The sequence below is a fragment of the Streptomyces sporangiiformans genome (assembly GCF_005768555.2).
GTDB classification, from domain to species: Bacteria; Actinomycetota; Actinomycetes; order Streptomycetales; family Streptomycetaceae; genus Streptomyces; species Streptomyces sporangiiformans.
In genome coordinates this window covers 23,513-37,721 of sequence record NZ_VCHX02000095.1, presented here as the reverse complement: position 1 = coordinate 37,721, position 14,209 = coordinate 23,513, and the positions used below count along the sequence as shown (strand labels likewise).

Annotated in this window: 13 protein-coding genes; 10 read left to right on the top strand and 3 right to left on the bottom strand. The window is 69.9% G+C overall.

From position 1 onward, the window contains the following. Positions 1 to 180: 180 nt before the first annotated feature. Positions 181 to 1,221, top strand: a complete 1,041-nt coding sequence (locus FGD71_RS10750; RefSeq protein ID WP_162931089.1) for a substrate-binding domain-containing protein — start codon at positions 181 to 183, stop codon at positions 1,219 to 1,221. A 40-nt stretch (positions 1,222 to 1,261) separates the two neighbouring features. Next, positions 1,262 to 2,275 carry an ABC transporter permease gene (locus tag FGD71_RS10745; protein ID WP_119100180.1) on the top strand — a complete coding sequence of 338 codons (1,014 nt, stop codon included), beginning with the start codon at positions 1,262 to 1,264 and terminating at the stop codon, positions 2,273 to 2,275. 114 nt (positions 2,276 to 2,389) lie between these two features. Here the strand turns inward: FGD71_RS10745 and FGD71_RS47335 are convergent, their stop codons facing one another. Together FGD71_RS47335 and phoU are read right to left on the bottom strand one after the other, a co-directional pair. Then, positions 2,390 to 2,542 carry a hypothetical protein gene (locus FGD71_RS47335; RefSeq protein ID WP_162931088.1) on the bottom strand — a complete coding sequence of 51 codons (153 nt, stop codon included), beginning with the start codon at positions 2,540 to 2,542 and terminating at the stop codon, positions 2,390 to 2,392. A gap of 159 nt (positions 2,543 to 2,701) precedes the next feature. Continuing rightward, positions 2,702 to 3,379: a phosphate signaling complex protein PhoU gene (phoU, locus tag FGD71_RS10740; RefSeq protein ID WP_119100179.1), complete on the bottom strand. Its 678-nt coding sequence runs from the start codon at positions 3,377 to 3,379 to the stop codon at positions 2,702 to 2,704. Positions 3,380 to 3,666: 287 nt separating this feature from the next. Between phoU and phoR the strand changes: the two genes are divergently transcribed. Next, positions 3,667 to 5,034, top strand: coding sequence for a two-component system sensor histidine kinase PhoR (phoR, locus tag FGD71_RS10735; RefSeq protein WP_119100178.1), 1,368 nt, complete (start codon positions 3,667 to 3,669; stop codon positions 5,032 to 5,034). A 5-nt stretch (positions 5,035 to 5,039) separates the two neighbouring features. Further along, positions 5,040 to 5,711: a two-component system response regulator PhoP gene (gene phoP, locus FGD71_RS10730; RefSeq protein WP_010985401.1), complete on the top strand. Its 672-nt coding sequence runs from the start codon at positions 5,040 to 5,042 to the stop codon at positions 5,709 to 5,711. 176 nt (positions 5,712 to 5,887) lie between these two features. On the opposite strand, the gene FGD71_RS10725 is transcribed toward phoP, so the two are convergent. Beyond that, complete coding sequence (locus tag FGD71_RS10725) at positions 5,888 to 6,595, bottom strand: copper chaperone PCu(A)C domain-containing protein (protein ID WP_119100177.1); 708 nt, start codon at positions 6,593 to 6,595, stop codon at positions 5,888 to 5,890. Positions 6,596 to 7,338: 743 nt separating this feature from the next. Here FGD71_RS10725 and FGD71_RS10715 point away from each other — a divergent pair. The 6 genes from FGD71_RS10715 (at position 7,339) to FGD71_RS10685 (ending at position 14,162) form a co-directional block, all read left to right on the top strand. Then, complete coding sequence (locus FGD71_RS10715) at positions 7,339 to 7,821, top strand: CarD family transcriptional regulator (protein ID WP_003953493.1); 483 nt, start codon at positions 7,339 to 7,341, stop codon at positions 7,819 to 7,821. 298 nt (positions 7,822 to 8,119) lie between these two features. Beyond that, positions 8,120 to 8,875: a 2-C-methyl-D-erythritol 4-phosphate cytidylyltransferase gene (gene ispD, locus FGD71_RS10705; RefSeq protein ID WP_119100175.1), complete on the top strand. Its 756-nt coding sequence runs from the start codon at positions 8,120 to 8,122 to the stop codon at positions 8,873 to 8,875. Further along, on the top strand, positions 8,865 to 9,395 hold the full coding sequence (gene ispF, locus FGD71_RS10700) for a 2-C-methyl-D-erythritol 2,4-cyclodiphosphate synthase (RefSeq protein WP_119100174.1): 531 nt from the start codon (positions 8,865 to 8,867) through the stop codon (positions 9,393 to 9,395). Before ispD ends, ispF begins: the two co-directional genes overlap by 11 nt. 317 nt (positions 9,396 to 9,712) lie before the next feature. Continuing rightward, a complete protein-coding gene (gene cysS / locus FGD71_RS10695) occupies positions 9,713 to 11,113 on the top strand; it encodes a cysteine--tRNA ligase (RefSeq protein ID WP_119100173.1) in 1,401 nt (466 codons plus the stop codon). An 80-nt stretch (positions 11,114 to 11,193) separates the two neighbouring features. Further along, complete coding sequence (gene rlmB, locus FGD71_RS10690; RefSeq protein WP_119100172.1) at positions 11,194 to 12,138, top strand: 23S rRNA (guanosine(2251)-2'-O)-methyltransferase RlmB; 945 nt, start codon at positions 11,194 to 11,196, stop codon at positions 12,136 to 12,138. Positions 12,139 to 12,281: 143 nt separating this feature from the next. Further along, positions 12,282 to 14,162 (top strand): DoxX family protein, encoded by a 1,881-nt coding sequence (locus FGD71_RS10685; protein ID WP_119100171.1) that lies wholly within the window; start codon positions 12,282 to 12,284, stop codon positions 14,160 to 14,162. Positions 14,163 to 14,209 lie beyond the last annotated feature (47 nt).

The following is a 14,209-nucleotide window of genomic DNA, read 5'->3' as shown; positions in this document are numbered from 1 at the left end:
GTTCCGATCACAATCTTTCGTCTCAATCGGGACATACGCAACTAAGAGCGCACGAAACCCTCCAGCCGCCGAAGAGTGGATCGAAGTGGCACAGTGCGATATTTGCTAACAACCTGGACACACACGGTGTAGATGTAGGGGTCCCGCGACGCTGGCCCCGGCCGGAGGAGGGTGTCACCGATGGCACACCACCACACCGTCCGCAAGCGCAGCCGACCACGGCATCCCCGGCAGGGGGCGACGCTCCTGCTGGTGGGCACATTGCTGCTCGGCGCCGCCGCCTGCGGCGGGAATCAGGAGTCCACAGGGGGCGACGGGACGCAGAAGGTCACGATCGGCCTGGTGACCAAGACCGAGACCAATCCGTTCTTCGTGTCCCTGCGCAAGGCCGCCGCGGACGCGGCGAAGGAGGACAATGCCGAGCTCATTGCCCTGTCCGGCAAGTTCGACGGCGACAACGAGGGCCAGGTCGCCGCGATGGAGAGCCTCATCGCCCGTCACGTGGACGGAATCCTGATCACACCGTCGAACACGACGGGGATCCTGGGCGCCATCGCGGAGGCCCGCCGGCAGGGCATCCTGGTGATCGCGCTGGACACCGCGACGGACCCGGAGGACGCGGCGGACGCCACGTACGCGACCGACAACTTCAAGGCCGGACGCCTCCAGGGCGCCTACGTCAGGGCCGCGCTCGCCGACCGGGACCCCAAGCTGTTCATGCTCGACGGCACGGAGGGCTCCACGGTCAGCCAGCAACGCCACGACGGCTTCCTCAGCGGCTTCAGGATCAAGAACGACTCACCGGAGATCCGCGGACGGGCGATCACCAACGGCGACCGCAATCGGGCGCAGGCCGCGATGGAGAACCTGCTGCAGCGTACGAGCGACGTGAACTCGGTCTACACCATCAACGAACCGGTGGCCGACGGCGCCTACACGGCCCTCGCCGCACGCGGCCTCGCCCGGCAGGTGACCATCGGCTCCATCGACGGCGGATGCGACGGCGTGCGCGATGTCAAAGCCGGCAAGTACGCGGCCACCGTCATGCAGTTCCCGGTCAGGATGGCCGACCTGGGCGTGGCCGCGGTCACCGACTTCGTCAGGAACGGGAAGAAACCGTCCGGCTTCACGGACACGGGCACGGAACTCATCACGGACAAGCCGGTACGGGGACTGGCGTCCCAGAACACGGACTGGGGACTCCAGCGCTGCTGGGGGTGACCTCCGGGCGCCGACCGGGCGAAGGGATCAGTAACGGATCATGCGATCTCCCGGCACCACCCGTCCCGCCGCCGAAAGCGAGCCGGGCACCGCGCTGCGGGACACGCTGCGGTACGCGCTGCGCACGCCGACCATCGGTCCGCTCGCGGCTCTGGCCGTCGCCGTACTGGTCTTCTCGGTCACGACGGACACGTTCCTGGCACCGGAGAACCTCTCAGTGGTGCTGCAGCAGTCCATCGTGATCGGCACGCTGGCACTGGGGCAGTCCCTGATCATCCTCACCGCGGGCATCGACCTGGCGAACGGGGCCATCGCGGTCCTCGGCACGATCGTCATGGCCAAGCTCGTCTTCGAGGGGAGCAACGCCGCGGGGGCGCTGCTGATCGGCCTGGCCGTGGCGACTTTCCTCGGGCTCGTCAACGGCCTGCTCGTGGCCCGGCTGGGCCTGCCCCCTTTCATCGTGACCCTGGGGGCCCTGAGCGTCATCTACGCCGTGAGCAGGCTCTACTCCGACTCCCGCAGCTATCCGGTGACCAATGATCTGCTGGTCTTCTGGGGGAACGGCGTCGACCTCGGCGGCGTCCTCGTCACCTGGGGAACGTTCCTGCTCGTGGGGCTGTACGCGTTCTTCTGGTACGTGCTCACCAAGACGGCCTGGGGCCGGCACATCTACGCCGTCGGCAACGCACCCGAGTCCGCCCGCCTGACCGGCATCAACGTGCCGCGCACAGTCCTGTCGGTCTACATCACCGCCGGTCTCCTCTACGGCGTCGCCGCCTGGCAGGCCCTCGGCCGAATCCCCAACGCCGACCCCAACGCCTACCAGACGGCGAACCTGGAGAGCATCACCGCCGTCGTCATCGGCGGGACCAGCCTCTTCGGCGGCCGGGGAAGCGTCGCCGGAGTGCTCATCGGAACGCTCATCGTCACCGTGCTCCGCTCCGGCCTCACCCAGGCGGGTATCGACAGCCTCTACCAGGACGTCGCGACCGGGACCCTCGTCATCGTCGCGGTCGGCGTCGACAAGGTCTTCCGCAGAGGCGGCACACGCTGATTCCGGCGTTCCCCTCACACGCGTGGGCCCCGTCTCACACGCGTGGGCCCCGTCTGCAGGACGGGGCCCACGCGTATGCGTACGTGTATGCGGGTGCGCGAACGTACGGATCGCTCAGCCGCACTGGCAGGGGTTGCCGGACTGGCAGCCGCAGCCGCAGCCCGAGCCGCAGCCGCAGGCGCCGACGAGCGGGAGGCTCTTGATCTCGGCGGGCTGCTGGGTCTCGCGCTCCTGGGTGGGGTCGGGTGTGGCGGGGGATTCGGCCATGGGTCCCTCCTCGAAGGCTGGTGCCTGTCGCCCATTGCATGCCCGCGCCGTCAGGCGCATCAACGGCGCATTGAGGCTTGCCGGCCTGCCGAAACCCGGGGCCGCGCCCGAGTCACGCCCGAGCCGCGCCCGAGCCGCACCCCGCCCGCACGTGGAGCGTTACGCCTCCTCCGCCACCGGGGTGGTCTGGCCCCCATCAGCGTGCTCGCCCGTCACCAGGTACACCACACGGTTCGCCACCGACACCGCGTGGTCCGCGTAGCGCTCGTAGTAGCGACCCAGCAGGGTCACGTCCACGGCCGTCTCGATGCCGTGCTTCCAGCGGTCGTCCATGAGGTGCTGGAAGAGGGTGCGGTGCAGGAGGTCCATGGCGTCGTCGTCCTGCTCCAGCTGCAGCGCCAGGTCGACGTCCTTCGTGATGATGACCTCCGCCGCCTTCGCCATCAGGCGCTGCGCGAGCTGGCCCATCTCCAGGATCGTGGCGTGCAGGTCGTGCGGAACCGCACGCTCCGGGAAACGGAGGCGGGCGAGCTTCGCCACGTGCTGGGCGAGGTCGCCGGAGCGCTCCAGGTCGGCGGACATACGCAGCGACGTGACGACGATCCGCAGATCCGTCGCCACCGGCTGCTGCCGGGCCAGGAGAGCTATCGCCCGCGCCTCGAGGTCGTGCTGGAGATCGTCGACCTTCTGGTCGCCCGCGATCACGCTCTCCGCCAGCTTCAGATCGGAGTCGAGGATCGCCGTCGTGGCGCGACCGATCGCCGACCCGACCAGCCGGGCCATCTCGACCAGGCCCTCGCCGATCGAGTCAAGTTCCTCGTGGTACGCGTCGCGCATCAGGATGTCCCTCTCTACGTCTGCTTCGGGGGTTCGGGGGGCTCGTGAACCCCACGCTCCCACGGTCCGCGCCGAACGCGTCCGTTTCCGCCACCCCAAATGAACCATCCTTGGCCCCAAGGTGAACTCTGGGCGACGACGTACCCTCTCTCCGGCGTGATCTCCTTCGAAGTCACCCGGACGAAGTGAACCAGCCTCATCTCCAGGGTGAACTCTGGGCGACGAGTGTTCGAGTCGACCCTCCGACCGCTGTGAGCGGGGCGTACGGGCCGCCTAACCTTGGTGCCATGGACGTGAACGCGGCGGTCGCCGCAGCGGCAGCGATCGCCGGTGTGCTCACCGGTGTGATCGCCATGCTGGCGTTCCGCTGGAGCGAGCGCGAACAGAAGCGCCCCACCCGCACCTCCCTGCACACGGACCCGGTGCTTCCGCCAGGCGTGGACACGGTCCTGTCCGTCCTCCGTTCCTCCGCCGTCGTGCTCGACGAGTCCGACGCCGTGGTCAAGGCCAGCTCGGCGGCGTACGCCCTCGGTCTTGTCCGTGGCGGGAAACTGGCCGTCGAACCGATGCGGCAGATGGCCCGCGACACCCGGCGCGACGGCGAGATACGGCAGGTCGAGCTGGACCTGCCCCGGCGGGGCACGGGCCGCGGTGAGGCCCTCGCCGTGTCCGCGCGCGTCGCTCCGCTGGGCTCCCGGCTCGTGCTCCTCCTCGTCGAGGACCTCACCGAGGCCCGTCGTATCGAGGCCGTACGACGCGACTTCGTCGCGAACGTCAGCCACGAGCTCAAGACCCCCGTCGGCGCGCTCTCCCTGCTCTCCGAGGCGGTCATGGACGCCTCCGACGACCCGGAGGCGGTGGAGCGCTTCGCCGGACGCATGCAGATCGAGGCCACCCGCCTCACCAGCCTCGTCCAGGAGCTGATCGACCTCTCCCGGGTCCAGAACGACGACCCGCTGGAGGACGCCGAGCCGATCCGGGTGGACGAACTGGTCGCCGAGGCGATCGACCGCTGCCGCCACCAGGCAGGCACGAAACAGATCACGATGGCCGCCGGCGGCACTGCCGACCTGCGCGTCTGGGGCAACCGCGGCCAGCTGGCCGCAGCCCTCGGCAACCTCGTCGAGAACGCGGTGAACTACTCGCCCGCCCGTACGCGGGTGGGGATAGCCGCACGTCGGGTGACCGTGCCCGGCGGCGACCTCATCGAGGTCGCCGTCACCGATCAGGGCATCGGCATCTCCGAGAAGGACCGGGAGCGCATCTTCGAGCGCTTCTACCGCGTCGACCCGGCCCGCTCCCGTGCCACCGGAGGCACCGGCCTGGGGCTCGCGATAGTCAAGCACGTGGCCGCCTCGCACGGCGGGGAGGTTACGGTGTGGAGCTCCGAGGGACAGGGCTCCACCTTCACCCTGCGGCTGCCGGAGGCGGGCGCGGCCCGCACCCGCTCGGCCGACCGCTCGTCCGGCACCACGCGGGACGACGAGTCCGGCCACGCACCGGACAACGAGTCCGACCGCACGCCGGAGTACGACTCCGATCACACACCAGATCAAGTGTCCGACCTCGACGAAGGCGTCGACGCCGGGCGTCCCGACGGGACGACCACCGTCTCATCCGCGTACGAACCGTATTCCCCGGAGGTCCTTCCGTGACCCGAGTGCTCGTCGTCGAGGACGAGGAGTCCTTCAGCGACGCTCTGTCCTACATGCTCCGCAAGGAGGGCTTCGAGGTCGCCATCGCGACCACCGGACCCGATGGTCTCGACGAGTTCGAGCGCAACGGCGCCGACCTCGTCCTGCTCGATCTGATGCTGCCCGGCCTGCCCGGCACCGAGGTGTGCCGCCAGCTGAGGGGCCGTTCCAACGTCCCGGTGATCATGGTCACCGCCAAGGACAGCGAGATCGACAAGGTCGTCGGCCTGGAAATAGGAGCCGACGACTATGTGACCAAACCCTTCTCCTCGCGTGAGCTGGTCGCCCGCATCCGCGCCGTCCTGCGCCGCCGCGGCGAGCCCGAGGAGGTCACCCCGGCCGCCCTGGAGGCGGGCCCGGTACGCATGGACGTCGACCGCCACGTGGTCACCGTCTCCGGCTCCAAGGTCGACCTCCCTCTCAAGGAGTTCGACCTCCTCGAGATGCTGCTGCGCAACGCGGGCCGCGTCCTCACCCGCATGCAGCTCATCGACCGCGTCTGGGGCGCCGACTACGTCGGCGACACGAAGACGCTCGACGTCCACGTGAAGCGACTGCGCGCGAAGATCGAGCCGGACCCGGGGGCGCCCAGATATCTGGTGACGGTGCGCGGGCTGGGCTACAAGTTCGAGCCGTAGACCGACCCGCCGGAGCACCGGCGCACCATCCGCACCGGCGCACCATCCGAACCGGCGCACCGCCGCACCACCCGCACCTCATACGTGCCGAAGGGCGGGACCCCTGGAGAGGGGTCCCGCCCTTCGTACGTATGGGAAGCGCCGCGTACGGGAAAACCGTCGCCGTGCGCCGGAGCTCAGTGCCCGGCGGCCGCGTCCTCGCCGGGAGCCGTGGGAGTCGCGCCCGACGACGCCGTGTCGCCGGCGCCGGTGCCGCCCTCGCCCTGTTCCGCCTGGCCCGAGCCCGGCTCGGACGTCGAGCCCGAGGGGGATCCCGACGGCGATCCGGAGGGGGTCGGGCTCTTGGACGTCCCGCTGCCCGGCGCCGCCGGAGTCTCGCTCGGGCCCCACTGGGAGAAGTAGCCCTCGGACGGGACGACGAACGCTTCCAGCTTCACGTCACCGGTCTTGCTGAAGATGAAGGTGACCGGCTGCGCATTGCCGTTCTCGAGCGCCTCGCCCTCGGCCAGCACGGCGGAGGCGTTGCCCTTGCCGCCGAGGATCACTGAGCCGCCGGCCGGGATGGTCAGCGAGCCGGAGCCCTTCGCGGGCTTGATCGTGGCGGGCCGTGCGACGCCGTCCACCTTGATCGATTCCAGGGTCTGGGCGGTGTTGCCGCCGTTGAACAGCGTCGCGGAGACCACGGCCGGGCCCGGCGTCTCGGCCTCGGGCTGGGTGATCACCACAGCGTTCTGGATCTTGATGTCGCCGACCTTGGTCGCGGCGTTGTCCGGCTTGATCTCCAGCGTCTGGGCGTTGCTGCCGGCGCCGCACGCGGCGAGCGAGGCGATCGAGAACGCGATGGCGGCGGCGGCGAGGGAGCCGCGTCGAAGGCTGCTGCTCACGGCGGCGGCAACTCCTTGAACGTGGGCGAAGCAGAGCGGCTTCCCTATTAAAGCCACCCTCGGTGTCTGTCAGCGGCCTTAGGCTACCGACCCGTTCCCGGGCCACCGCACCCGACCCGCCTCTAGGGCCTGACCGGCGCCTGACGGCCCCGTGCGCCGGGACCGTGCCCTCTGTGACTGCCCTCGCGGGCAGGGGGAGCCCACAGCCCATTCCATAAGAGCCGGGAACCTCGACAACAACCCCGAGAACCTCGTGAACCCGAGAACCCGAGAACCCGAGAACCCGAGAACCCCATGAACCACTAGAAGCCCAGAAGCTCATGAACCACATGAACCCCAAGGGCCTCACTGAACCCATGAGTAACTCCCGCACCAGCTTGCGGATTTCCCGTAAGGAATGCATGGGGGGTCCGGGGAATTGATCTTCGGTCACCGTGATCAATTCCGGATTCGTCTCGTACCCGACTCCGAGGATCGAACGGAGTAGCGGAAGTCTCGCCTTGGGAAGCCGACAAATCCGGACGTTCAGCCACGTGAGTGGGTCTCCGAGGTGTTGTAACGTGCGCGTTTCACCTCCCCCGAGGAACCGCTCCGACCTGCGAATACCGCCCTCCGCGGCCCCCTCGCAGCACGTTCCTGTTGTGGTTGTCAAGCCCCGAGATATGCCCTGACCTGCGAAAACGCCATTCAGAAGACGCGGTTCTCGTGTTACCCTGGATAGCCACGGAAGGGGTACCTGTCACATGACGTTCAAGGTTGGCGACACCGTGGTCTATCCCCATCACGGGGCCGCGCTGATCGAGGCCATCGAAACTCGTCAGATCAAAGGCGTGGACAAGACCTACTTGGTGCTGAAGGTCGCCCAGGGCGACCTGACGGTGCGTGTGCCAGCGGACAATGCGGAGTTCGTCGGCGTGCGTGATGTGGTCGGTCAGGACGGGCTGGACCGGGTCTTCGAGGTGCTGCGCGCGCCGTATGCCGAGGAGCCCACGAACTGGTCGCGTCGTTACAAGGCAAATCTCGAGAAGCTCGCCTCCGGCGATGTCATCAAGGTAGCGGAAGTGGTCCGCGACCTGTGGCGTCGTGAGCGCGAGCGTGGGCTGTCCGCCGGTGAGAAGCGCATGCTCGCCAAGGCTCGGCAGATCCTGGTGAGCGAGCTCGCGCTCGCGGAGAACACCAACGAGGACAAGGCCGAGGCTCTGCTCGACGAGGTCCTCGCGTCCTGACGCCCGTCCCACTCTGATCGCTTCCAGACCAGGGGCGAAACGAGCGGTCCGGCGCAATTGAATGCCGCGGTGCCCGATGACGTAACTTCTGTCGCCGGGCGCTGCGGCATGTTCGTACCCGGACACCGTACGGTCATACGTCGGAGGCTGCGACTTGTTTCCCGGCCCCGATACTTGGCGTGCCGGGCCCGGGCAGCTGGCTCGACCAGATGTCACGGAAGGGTCCGGTCAAGGCGTCGCGCCCGGCACGCTGTGGCCATACCCATGTCGGCCGAGCACACAAACCTGACAGGAACCGATGTCTGACGATTCGCGCCCTTCGCCTTCGGGGGCCCGTACCGCGGCCGTGATTCCGGCCGCCGGCCGAGGCGTGCGCCTCGGTCCGGGCGCCCCCAAAGCGCTTCGCGCGCTGAACGGCACTCCCATGCTCATCCACGCGGTGCGCGCCATGGCCGCGTCCCGCGCCGTCTCCTTGGTCGTCGTCGCGGCTCCGCCCGACGGCACCGCCGAAGTCAAGGCGCTCCTCGACTCGCACGCGCTGCCCGAGCGGACCGACTTCCTGGTCGTCCCCGGTGGAGCCTCCCGCCAGGAGTCCGTGAAGCTCGGGCTCGACGCGCTGCCGCCCGGCATCGACATCGTGCTCGTGCACGACGCGGCCCGGCCGCTGGTGCCCGTCGACACGGTCGACGCGGTCATCGAGGCGGTACGCGACGGGGCCGTGGCGGTCGTGCCGGCGCTGCCGCTCGCCGACACCGTCAAGGAGGTCGAGCCGCGTGGCGAGGGCTCGTTCGAGCCCGAGCCGGTGGTCGGGACGCCCGAGCGGGCTCGGCTGCGTGCCGTGCAGACGCCGCAGGGCTTCGACCGGGACACCTTGCTGCACGCCCACGAGGCCGTCACGAACGCTGTCACCGACGACGCCGGGATGGTCGAGCAGGTGGGCAAGCCGGTCGTGGTCGTGCCGGGGCACGAGGAGGCGTTCAAGGTGACCCGGCCGCTCGACCTGGTCCTCGCTGAGGCGGTCCTGGCTCGGAGGAGGGCGAACGATGGCTTCTGAGCGTCCCGAGAGCAGCGAGAGCTCCGAGTCTGCCCAGCAGGTCCTGCTGCCGCAGGTCGGCGTCGGGACCGACATCCACGCCTTCGAAGAAGGGCGTGAGTTGTGGTGCGCCGGGCTGAAATGGGAGGGCGAGGGGGCTGGGCTGGCCGGGCACTCCGACGCGGACGTCGTCGCGCACGCCGCGTGCAATGCGCTGTTCTCGGCGGCCGGGCTGGGGGATCTCGGTGCGCACTTCGGTACGGGGCGGCCCGAGTGGGCCGGTGCGTCCGGTGTCACGCTCCTTGCCGAGGCCGTGCGCATCGTGCGTGACGCGGGTTTCACGATTGGCAACGTCGCCGTTCAGGTCGTTGGGCCACGGCCCAAGATCGGCAAGCGTCGGGATGAGGCGCAGGCGCTTCTGTCCGGTGTGGTGGGGGCGCCTGTCTCGGTCTCCGGGGCTACGACTGACGGGCTTGGTTTTCCGGGGCGTGACGAGGGGCTGATGGCGATCGCGACTGCGCTCGTCGTGCGCACGGGCTGACCCCGGGGGTTTTCGCCCCCGCCGCCCCTACCCGTCCCATCCCTGGGGGCTGCGCCCCCAGACCTCCCGTACCCGTAGTCGCCCTGGGCGAGAGGGGTGGGGGTGGGTGGGTTTCGTACCTCGGGCGCGGGTTCGGTTGTGGCTGGTCGCGCAGTTCCCCGCGCCCCTGAAGGGTCGCGCCCTGCTCAACCTCAGTCGTCAAGTCGTCCAGCGCTCCCTGAAAGGGCGCACCCCCACTCACCCACCCGCCGGACCCGGGCGAGCTCGCTCCGTCACCGGAGGTAGGGGCACTGGCTGGGGCCCACTACCCTGGAGGGGTGACTATTCGCCTGTACGACACCAGCGCTCGGCAGATCCGTGACTTCGCCCCGCTCACGCCGGGTTGTGTTTCGATCTACCTGTGCGGTGCCACCGTGCAGGCCGCCCCCCATATCGGGCACATCCGGTCGGGGCTCAACTTCGACATCATGCGCCGCTGGTTCGACTACCGCGGCTACGACGTGACGTTCGTCCGCAATGTCACCGACATCGACGACAAGATCATCAAGAAGGCCGCGGAGCAGAACAGGCCGTGGTGGTCGATCGGTTACGAGAACGAGCGCGCGTTCAACGACGGCTACCAGGCCCTCGGCTGCCTGCCGCCCACGTACGAACCCCGCGCCACCGGCCACGTCACCGAGATGGTCGAGATGATGCGCACGCTCATCGAGCGCGGGCACGCCTACGAGGCCGACGGGAACGTCTACTTCGACGTGCGCTCGCTCCCCGGCTACCTCTCCCTCTCCAACCAGGACCTGGACGATCTGCGCCAGCCCTCCGAGGAAGGCGAGACGGGGAAGAGGGACCCGAGGGACTTCGCCATGTGGAAGGCCGCCAAGCCCGGCGAGCCGAGCTGGGAGACGCCGTGGGGTCGCGGCCGGCCGGGCTGGCACCTGGAGTGCAGCGCCATGGCCCACAAGTACCTGGGCTCCGCGTTCGACATCCACGGCGGCGGCATCGACCTGATCTTCCCGCACCACGAGAACGAGATCGCCCAGGCGAAGGGCTTCGGCGACGACTTCGCGCAGTACTGGGTGCACAACTCGTGGGTCACCATGAGCGGCGAGAAGATGTCCAAGTCACTGGGCAACTCGGTTCTCGTGAGCGAGATGGTCAAGCACTGGCGGCCGATCGTGCTCCGCTACTACCTCGGCACCCCGCACTACCGCTCGACCATCGAGTACAGCGAAGAGGCCCTGCACGAGGCCGAGTCGGCGTTCGCGCGCATCGAGGGCTTTGTGCAGCGCGTCATCGAGCTGGCCGGGGGCGAGGTCGCCCCCGCCGACGAGGTGCCGCCCGCCTTCGCCGAGGCCATGGATGACGACCTGGGCGTTCCCCAGGCCCTCGCCATCGTGCACACCACGGTCCGGCAGGGCAACAGCGCGCTGGCCGCGGACGACAAGGAAGCGGCCGTGGCCCGGCTCGCCGAGGTCCGGGCCATGCTCGGTGTCCTCGGTCTCGACCCGCTCGACCCGCAGTGGGCCGGCGAGAGCGACCACGGCCAGGACCTCCACGGCGTCGTCGACGCCCTCGTACGCATGGTTCTCGACCAGCGCGAGGCCGCCCGCGGCCGCAAGGACTGGGCCACCGCCGACGCCATCCGTGACCAGCTCAACCAGTCGGGCCTCGTCATCGAGGACAGCCCGCAGGGTCCGCGCTGGTCGCTCGGCCCGCGCTGAGCACCGTCATACTCGTAGACACCAGTACGACGCACGCATCCACAGAGTTACGCATCACAGAGAACAGAGACAGGTAGGTCATGGCCGCGAACAACCGTCGCATGTCCGGCAAGAAGGGCGCGCAGGTCGGCAGTGGCGGCCAGCGGCGCCGGAGCCTGGAAGGAAAGGGCCCCACCCCGCCCGCCGAGATGCGCAAGGGGCACGCCAAGCAGCGCGCCGCGCAGGCCAAGGTGCGCCGCGCGACCGGGGGGCGCCCCGGCCCCAAGGGGCGCGGTGGCAGGTCCGCGTCCGAGATGGTCGTCGGCCGCAACCCGGTCGTCGAGGCGCTGCGCGAGGGCGTGCCCGCCACCATGCTCTACGTCCAGCAGTTCATCGACAACGACGAGCGGGTGCGCGAGGCGCTCCAGCTCGTCGGCGAGCGCGGCGGCATCCACCTCATGGAGGCCCCCCGCCCCGAACTCGACCGTATGACCAACGGCCTCAACCACCAGGGCCTCGTCCTCCAGGTCCCGCCGTACGAGTACGCGCACCCCGAGGACCTCGCCGCCGCCGCTTACGACGAGGGCCAGGACCCGTTGATCGTCGCGCTCGACGGTGTCACGGACCCGCGCAACCTCGGCGCGGTCGTCCGCTCCGTCACCGCGTTCGGCGGCCATGGCGTCGTCGTACCCGAGCGTCGCGCCGCCGGCATGACCGCGGGTGCCTGGAAGACGTCGGCCGGCACCGCCGCCCGTACACCCGTCGCGCGCGCCACCAACCTGACGCGCGCCCTGGAGGCGTACAAGAAGGCGGGCATCGCCGTCGTCGGCCTGGCCGCCGACGGTGAGATCGAACTCGGCGACCTGGAAGCTCTCGCGGGCCCCGTCGCCATCGTCGTCGGCAGCGAGGGCAAGGGCCTGTCCCGACTCGTGGGCGAGACCTGCGACTTCCGGGTGCGGATTCCGATGCCGGGCGGTGCCGAGTCGCTGAATGCCGGTGTGGCGGCGGGAGTTGTGCTGTACGAGGCCTCGCGGCGCCGCGCCTGAGTCCGAGTTGTCCGTGCCAGGGGGTGGCCCGAAAAGGCCTCCCCCTGGGGCAATGCGGGCGGGCGGGGTGATCTTGACGCGGTCCGGACAGATCGGCCCGGCCAAACCAGTGTCCTAACGACATGTCACTCGGTTAGATGAGTGTGGACACCAGAACACCCCGCACTCCCACGGGGGACCGCTCGTTGGGTTTCGACGACGCTCCCGCGCTGAGCATGGTGAAGGTGCCGAGCGATCCGGCGCAGGTCATCGTCAATCATGCGAGCTTCCGTGTGCAGCTCAACACTCCGTCGCTCACGCAGTCCCCGCCCGCCGCACGGTACTTGAACTCCACGCAGGACAACGCGCGCGTCCCCGTCGGCGGCAGGGCCGTCGGCGCCCGCCGCCGCTCACCCGTCGTCTGGAGCGGGAGATCCGCACCCGACGACACCGGCGCCACCCGGCTGCTGCAGGCCGTACGGAGCACCAGCGTGCCCTACGGCGCCGAGGACCCGATGGGCGACGCGGGCGCGACCCAGGTCATCCCGCGCATCAGCATCGACGGCTCCGGTGGATACGGCGGATACGGCGGAAACGGCTCGGGCGGATACCGCTCGGGCGGATACGGCGACGACAACGGGTACGACACCGAGGGCGGCGCCTACGGCTCCAGCGGCGCATACGGGGCCGACGCCGAATACGACGCCGACGCCACCGTCGCGACGCCCACGGTCGGCGGCCCTCGCGACCCCATGACAACACCCCTGCTGCCCCAGATGCGCAGGGCAGGCAGCGCGTACGAGGAGATGGAGGAAACCCCGTACACGCAGGGCGAGTTCGCGGGCCACTCGTACGAGGACGGGGAGAGGGACGGGCAGGGGTGCGAGTACGGATACGGGGACGGGTACGGGGCTGAGGACGGGGAGGACAGCTCGGACCAGGCCGGGTCCGGCCGTGAAACCCGGCTCAGGGCGCACCGCGCCGGCTCCGTGCGGCACGCGTACTACCCCGACCGCCGTCTGAACCTCGGCGTCGTCCTGCTTCCCCTGCGCGTCTTCCTCGGCTGCATCTCCATCTACGCCGGCATGGGCAAGCTCTGCGACCCCGTCTACTTCGACGGCGGGGAGCGCGGCTCCATGGTCAAGTGGCTGAACTCGCTGCATCCGTGGGAACTGGCCGAACCAATGCGCCAGTTCGCGCTGGAGCACCCCGTCGGCTCCGGACTCCTCATCGCCTTCTTCCAGGTGATCGTCGGCGTCCTCACCGTCCTGGGCCTGTGGCAGCGGGTCGCCGCCGTCGTCGGCGCGATGCTGTCGGCCGCGCTCATCCTCACCGTCAGCTGGAAGACCGTCCCCGTCTACGACGCGCCCGACATCATCTACCTCGCCGCCTGGTCGCCGCTGATCATCGCGGGTGCCCCCGTCTACTCCGTCGACAGCCGGCTCAGCGGGGAAGCCTGGCGCTCCCTCGGGCCGCGTGCCGGGATCTGGGAGTTGCGCCGTCGCGTACTGCGCAGGGGCGGCTTCGTCGCGACCGTGGTCGTCGGACTCACGCTGCTCACCGGCTCGTTGCTCGGCGGCGCCGTCCGCGACGCCGACCGCGTGGTCGTCCCCGGCCCGGGCGAGGCCCCGCGCAACGAACTCCCCGGCTCCCCGCTCCCCGACGAGCCCCGCAAGCGGCGTGACGGCCAGAGCCCCTCGGCGGCCGACTCGCCCACGCGAGGCGCGACTTCGGCAAGCCCCTCAGGCGGTGCCGCGAGCAGCCCGGGCGCGGCCCGTGAGTCCGCCACCGCCGGTACGGACGCGGGCCGGCCCAGCGAGACCCAGGGCACCGGGCAGGTCCCGCCCCGGCAGTCGGCCGCACCGCAGGCGCCGAGCACCAGTGCGGGCCCGTCCTCCTCGGGCGGAGCCAGTACGGGCGGAACGGGTTCCTCCGGTGGCGCGGGCGGCGGCAGCGGCTCCGGTGGCGGCGGCTCGGGCGGCGGCTCGGGCGGCGGCTCGGGCGGCGGCAACTCGGACCGGCTGGTGGGTGGCCTCCTCGGGTAACACCCTTTGTCCCGTACGGAGATGGGGCCCCGCGCTACAGGAGTGCG

Bases quoted from the DNA above. Each gene is read 5' to 3' on its own strand.
- FGD71_RS10750 (WP_162931089.1), top strand. From the start codon at position 181: ATGGCACACCACCACACCGTCCGCAAGCGCAGCCGACCACGGCATCCC.
- FGD71_RS10745 (WP_119100180.1), top strand. From the start codon at position 1,262: ATGCGATCTCCCGGCACCACCCGTCCCGCCGCCGAAAGCGAGCCGGGC.
- FGD71_RS47335 (WP_162931088.1), bottom strand. From the start codon at position 2,542: ATGGCCGAATCCCCCGCCACACCCGACCCCACCCAGGAGCGCGAGACC.
- phoU (WP_119100179.1), bottom strand. From the start codon at position 3,379: ATGCGCGACGCGTACCACGAGGAACTTGACTCGATCGGCGAGGGCCTG.
- phoR (WP_119100178.1), top strand. From the start codon at position 3,667: ATGGACGTGAACGCGGCGGTCGCCGCAGCGGCAGCGATCGCCGGTGTG.
- FGD71_RS10715 (WP_003953493.1), top strand. From the start codon at position 7,339: ATGACGTTCAAGGTTGGCGACACCGTGGTCTATCCCCATCACGGGGCC.
- ispD (WP_119100175.1), top strand. From the start codon at position 8,120: ATGTCTGACGATTCGCGCCCTTCGCCTTCGGGGGCCCGTACCGCGGCC.
- ispF (WP_119100174.1), top strand. From the start codon at position 8,865: ATGGCTTCTGAGCGTCCCGAGAGCAGCGAGAGCTCCGAGTCTGCCCAG.
- rlmB (WP_119100172.1), top strand. From the start codon at position 11,194: ATGGCCGCGAACAACCGTCGCATGTCCGGCAAGAAGGGCGCGCAGGTC.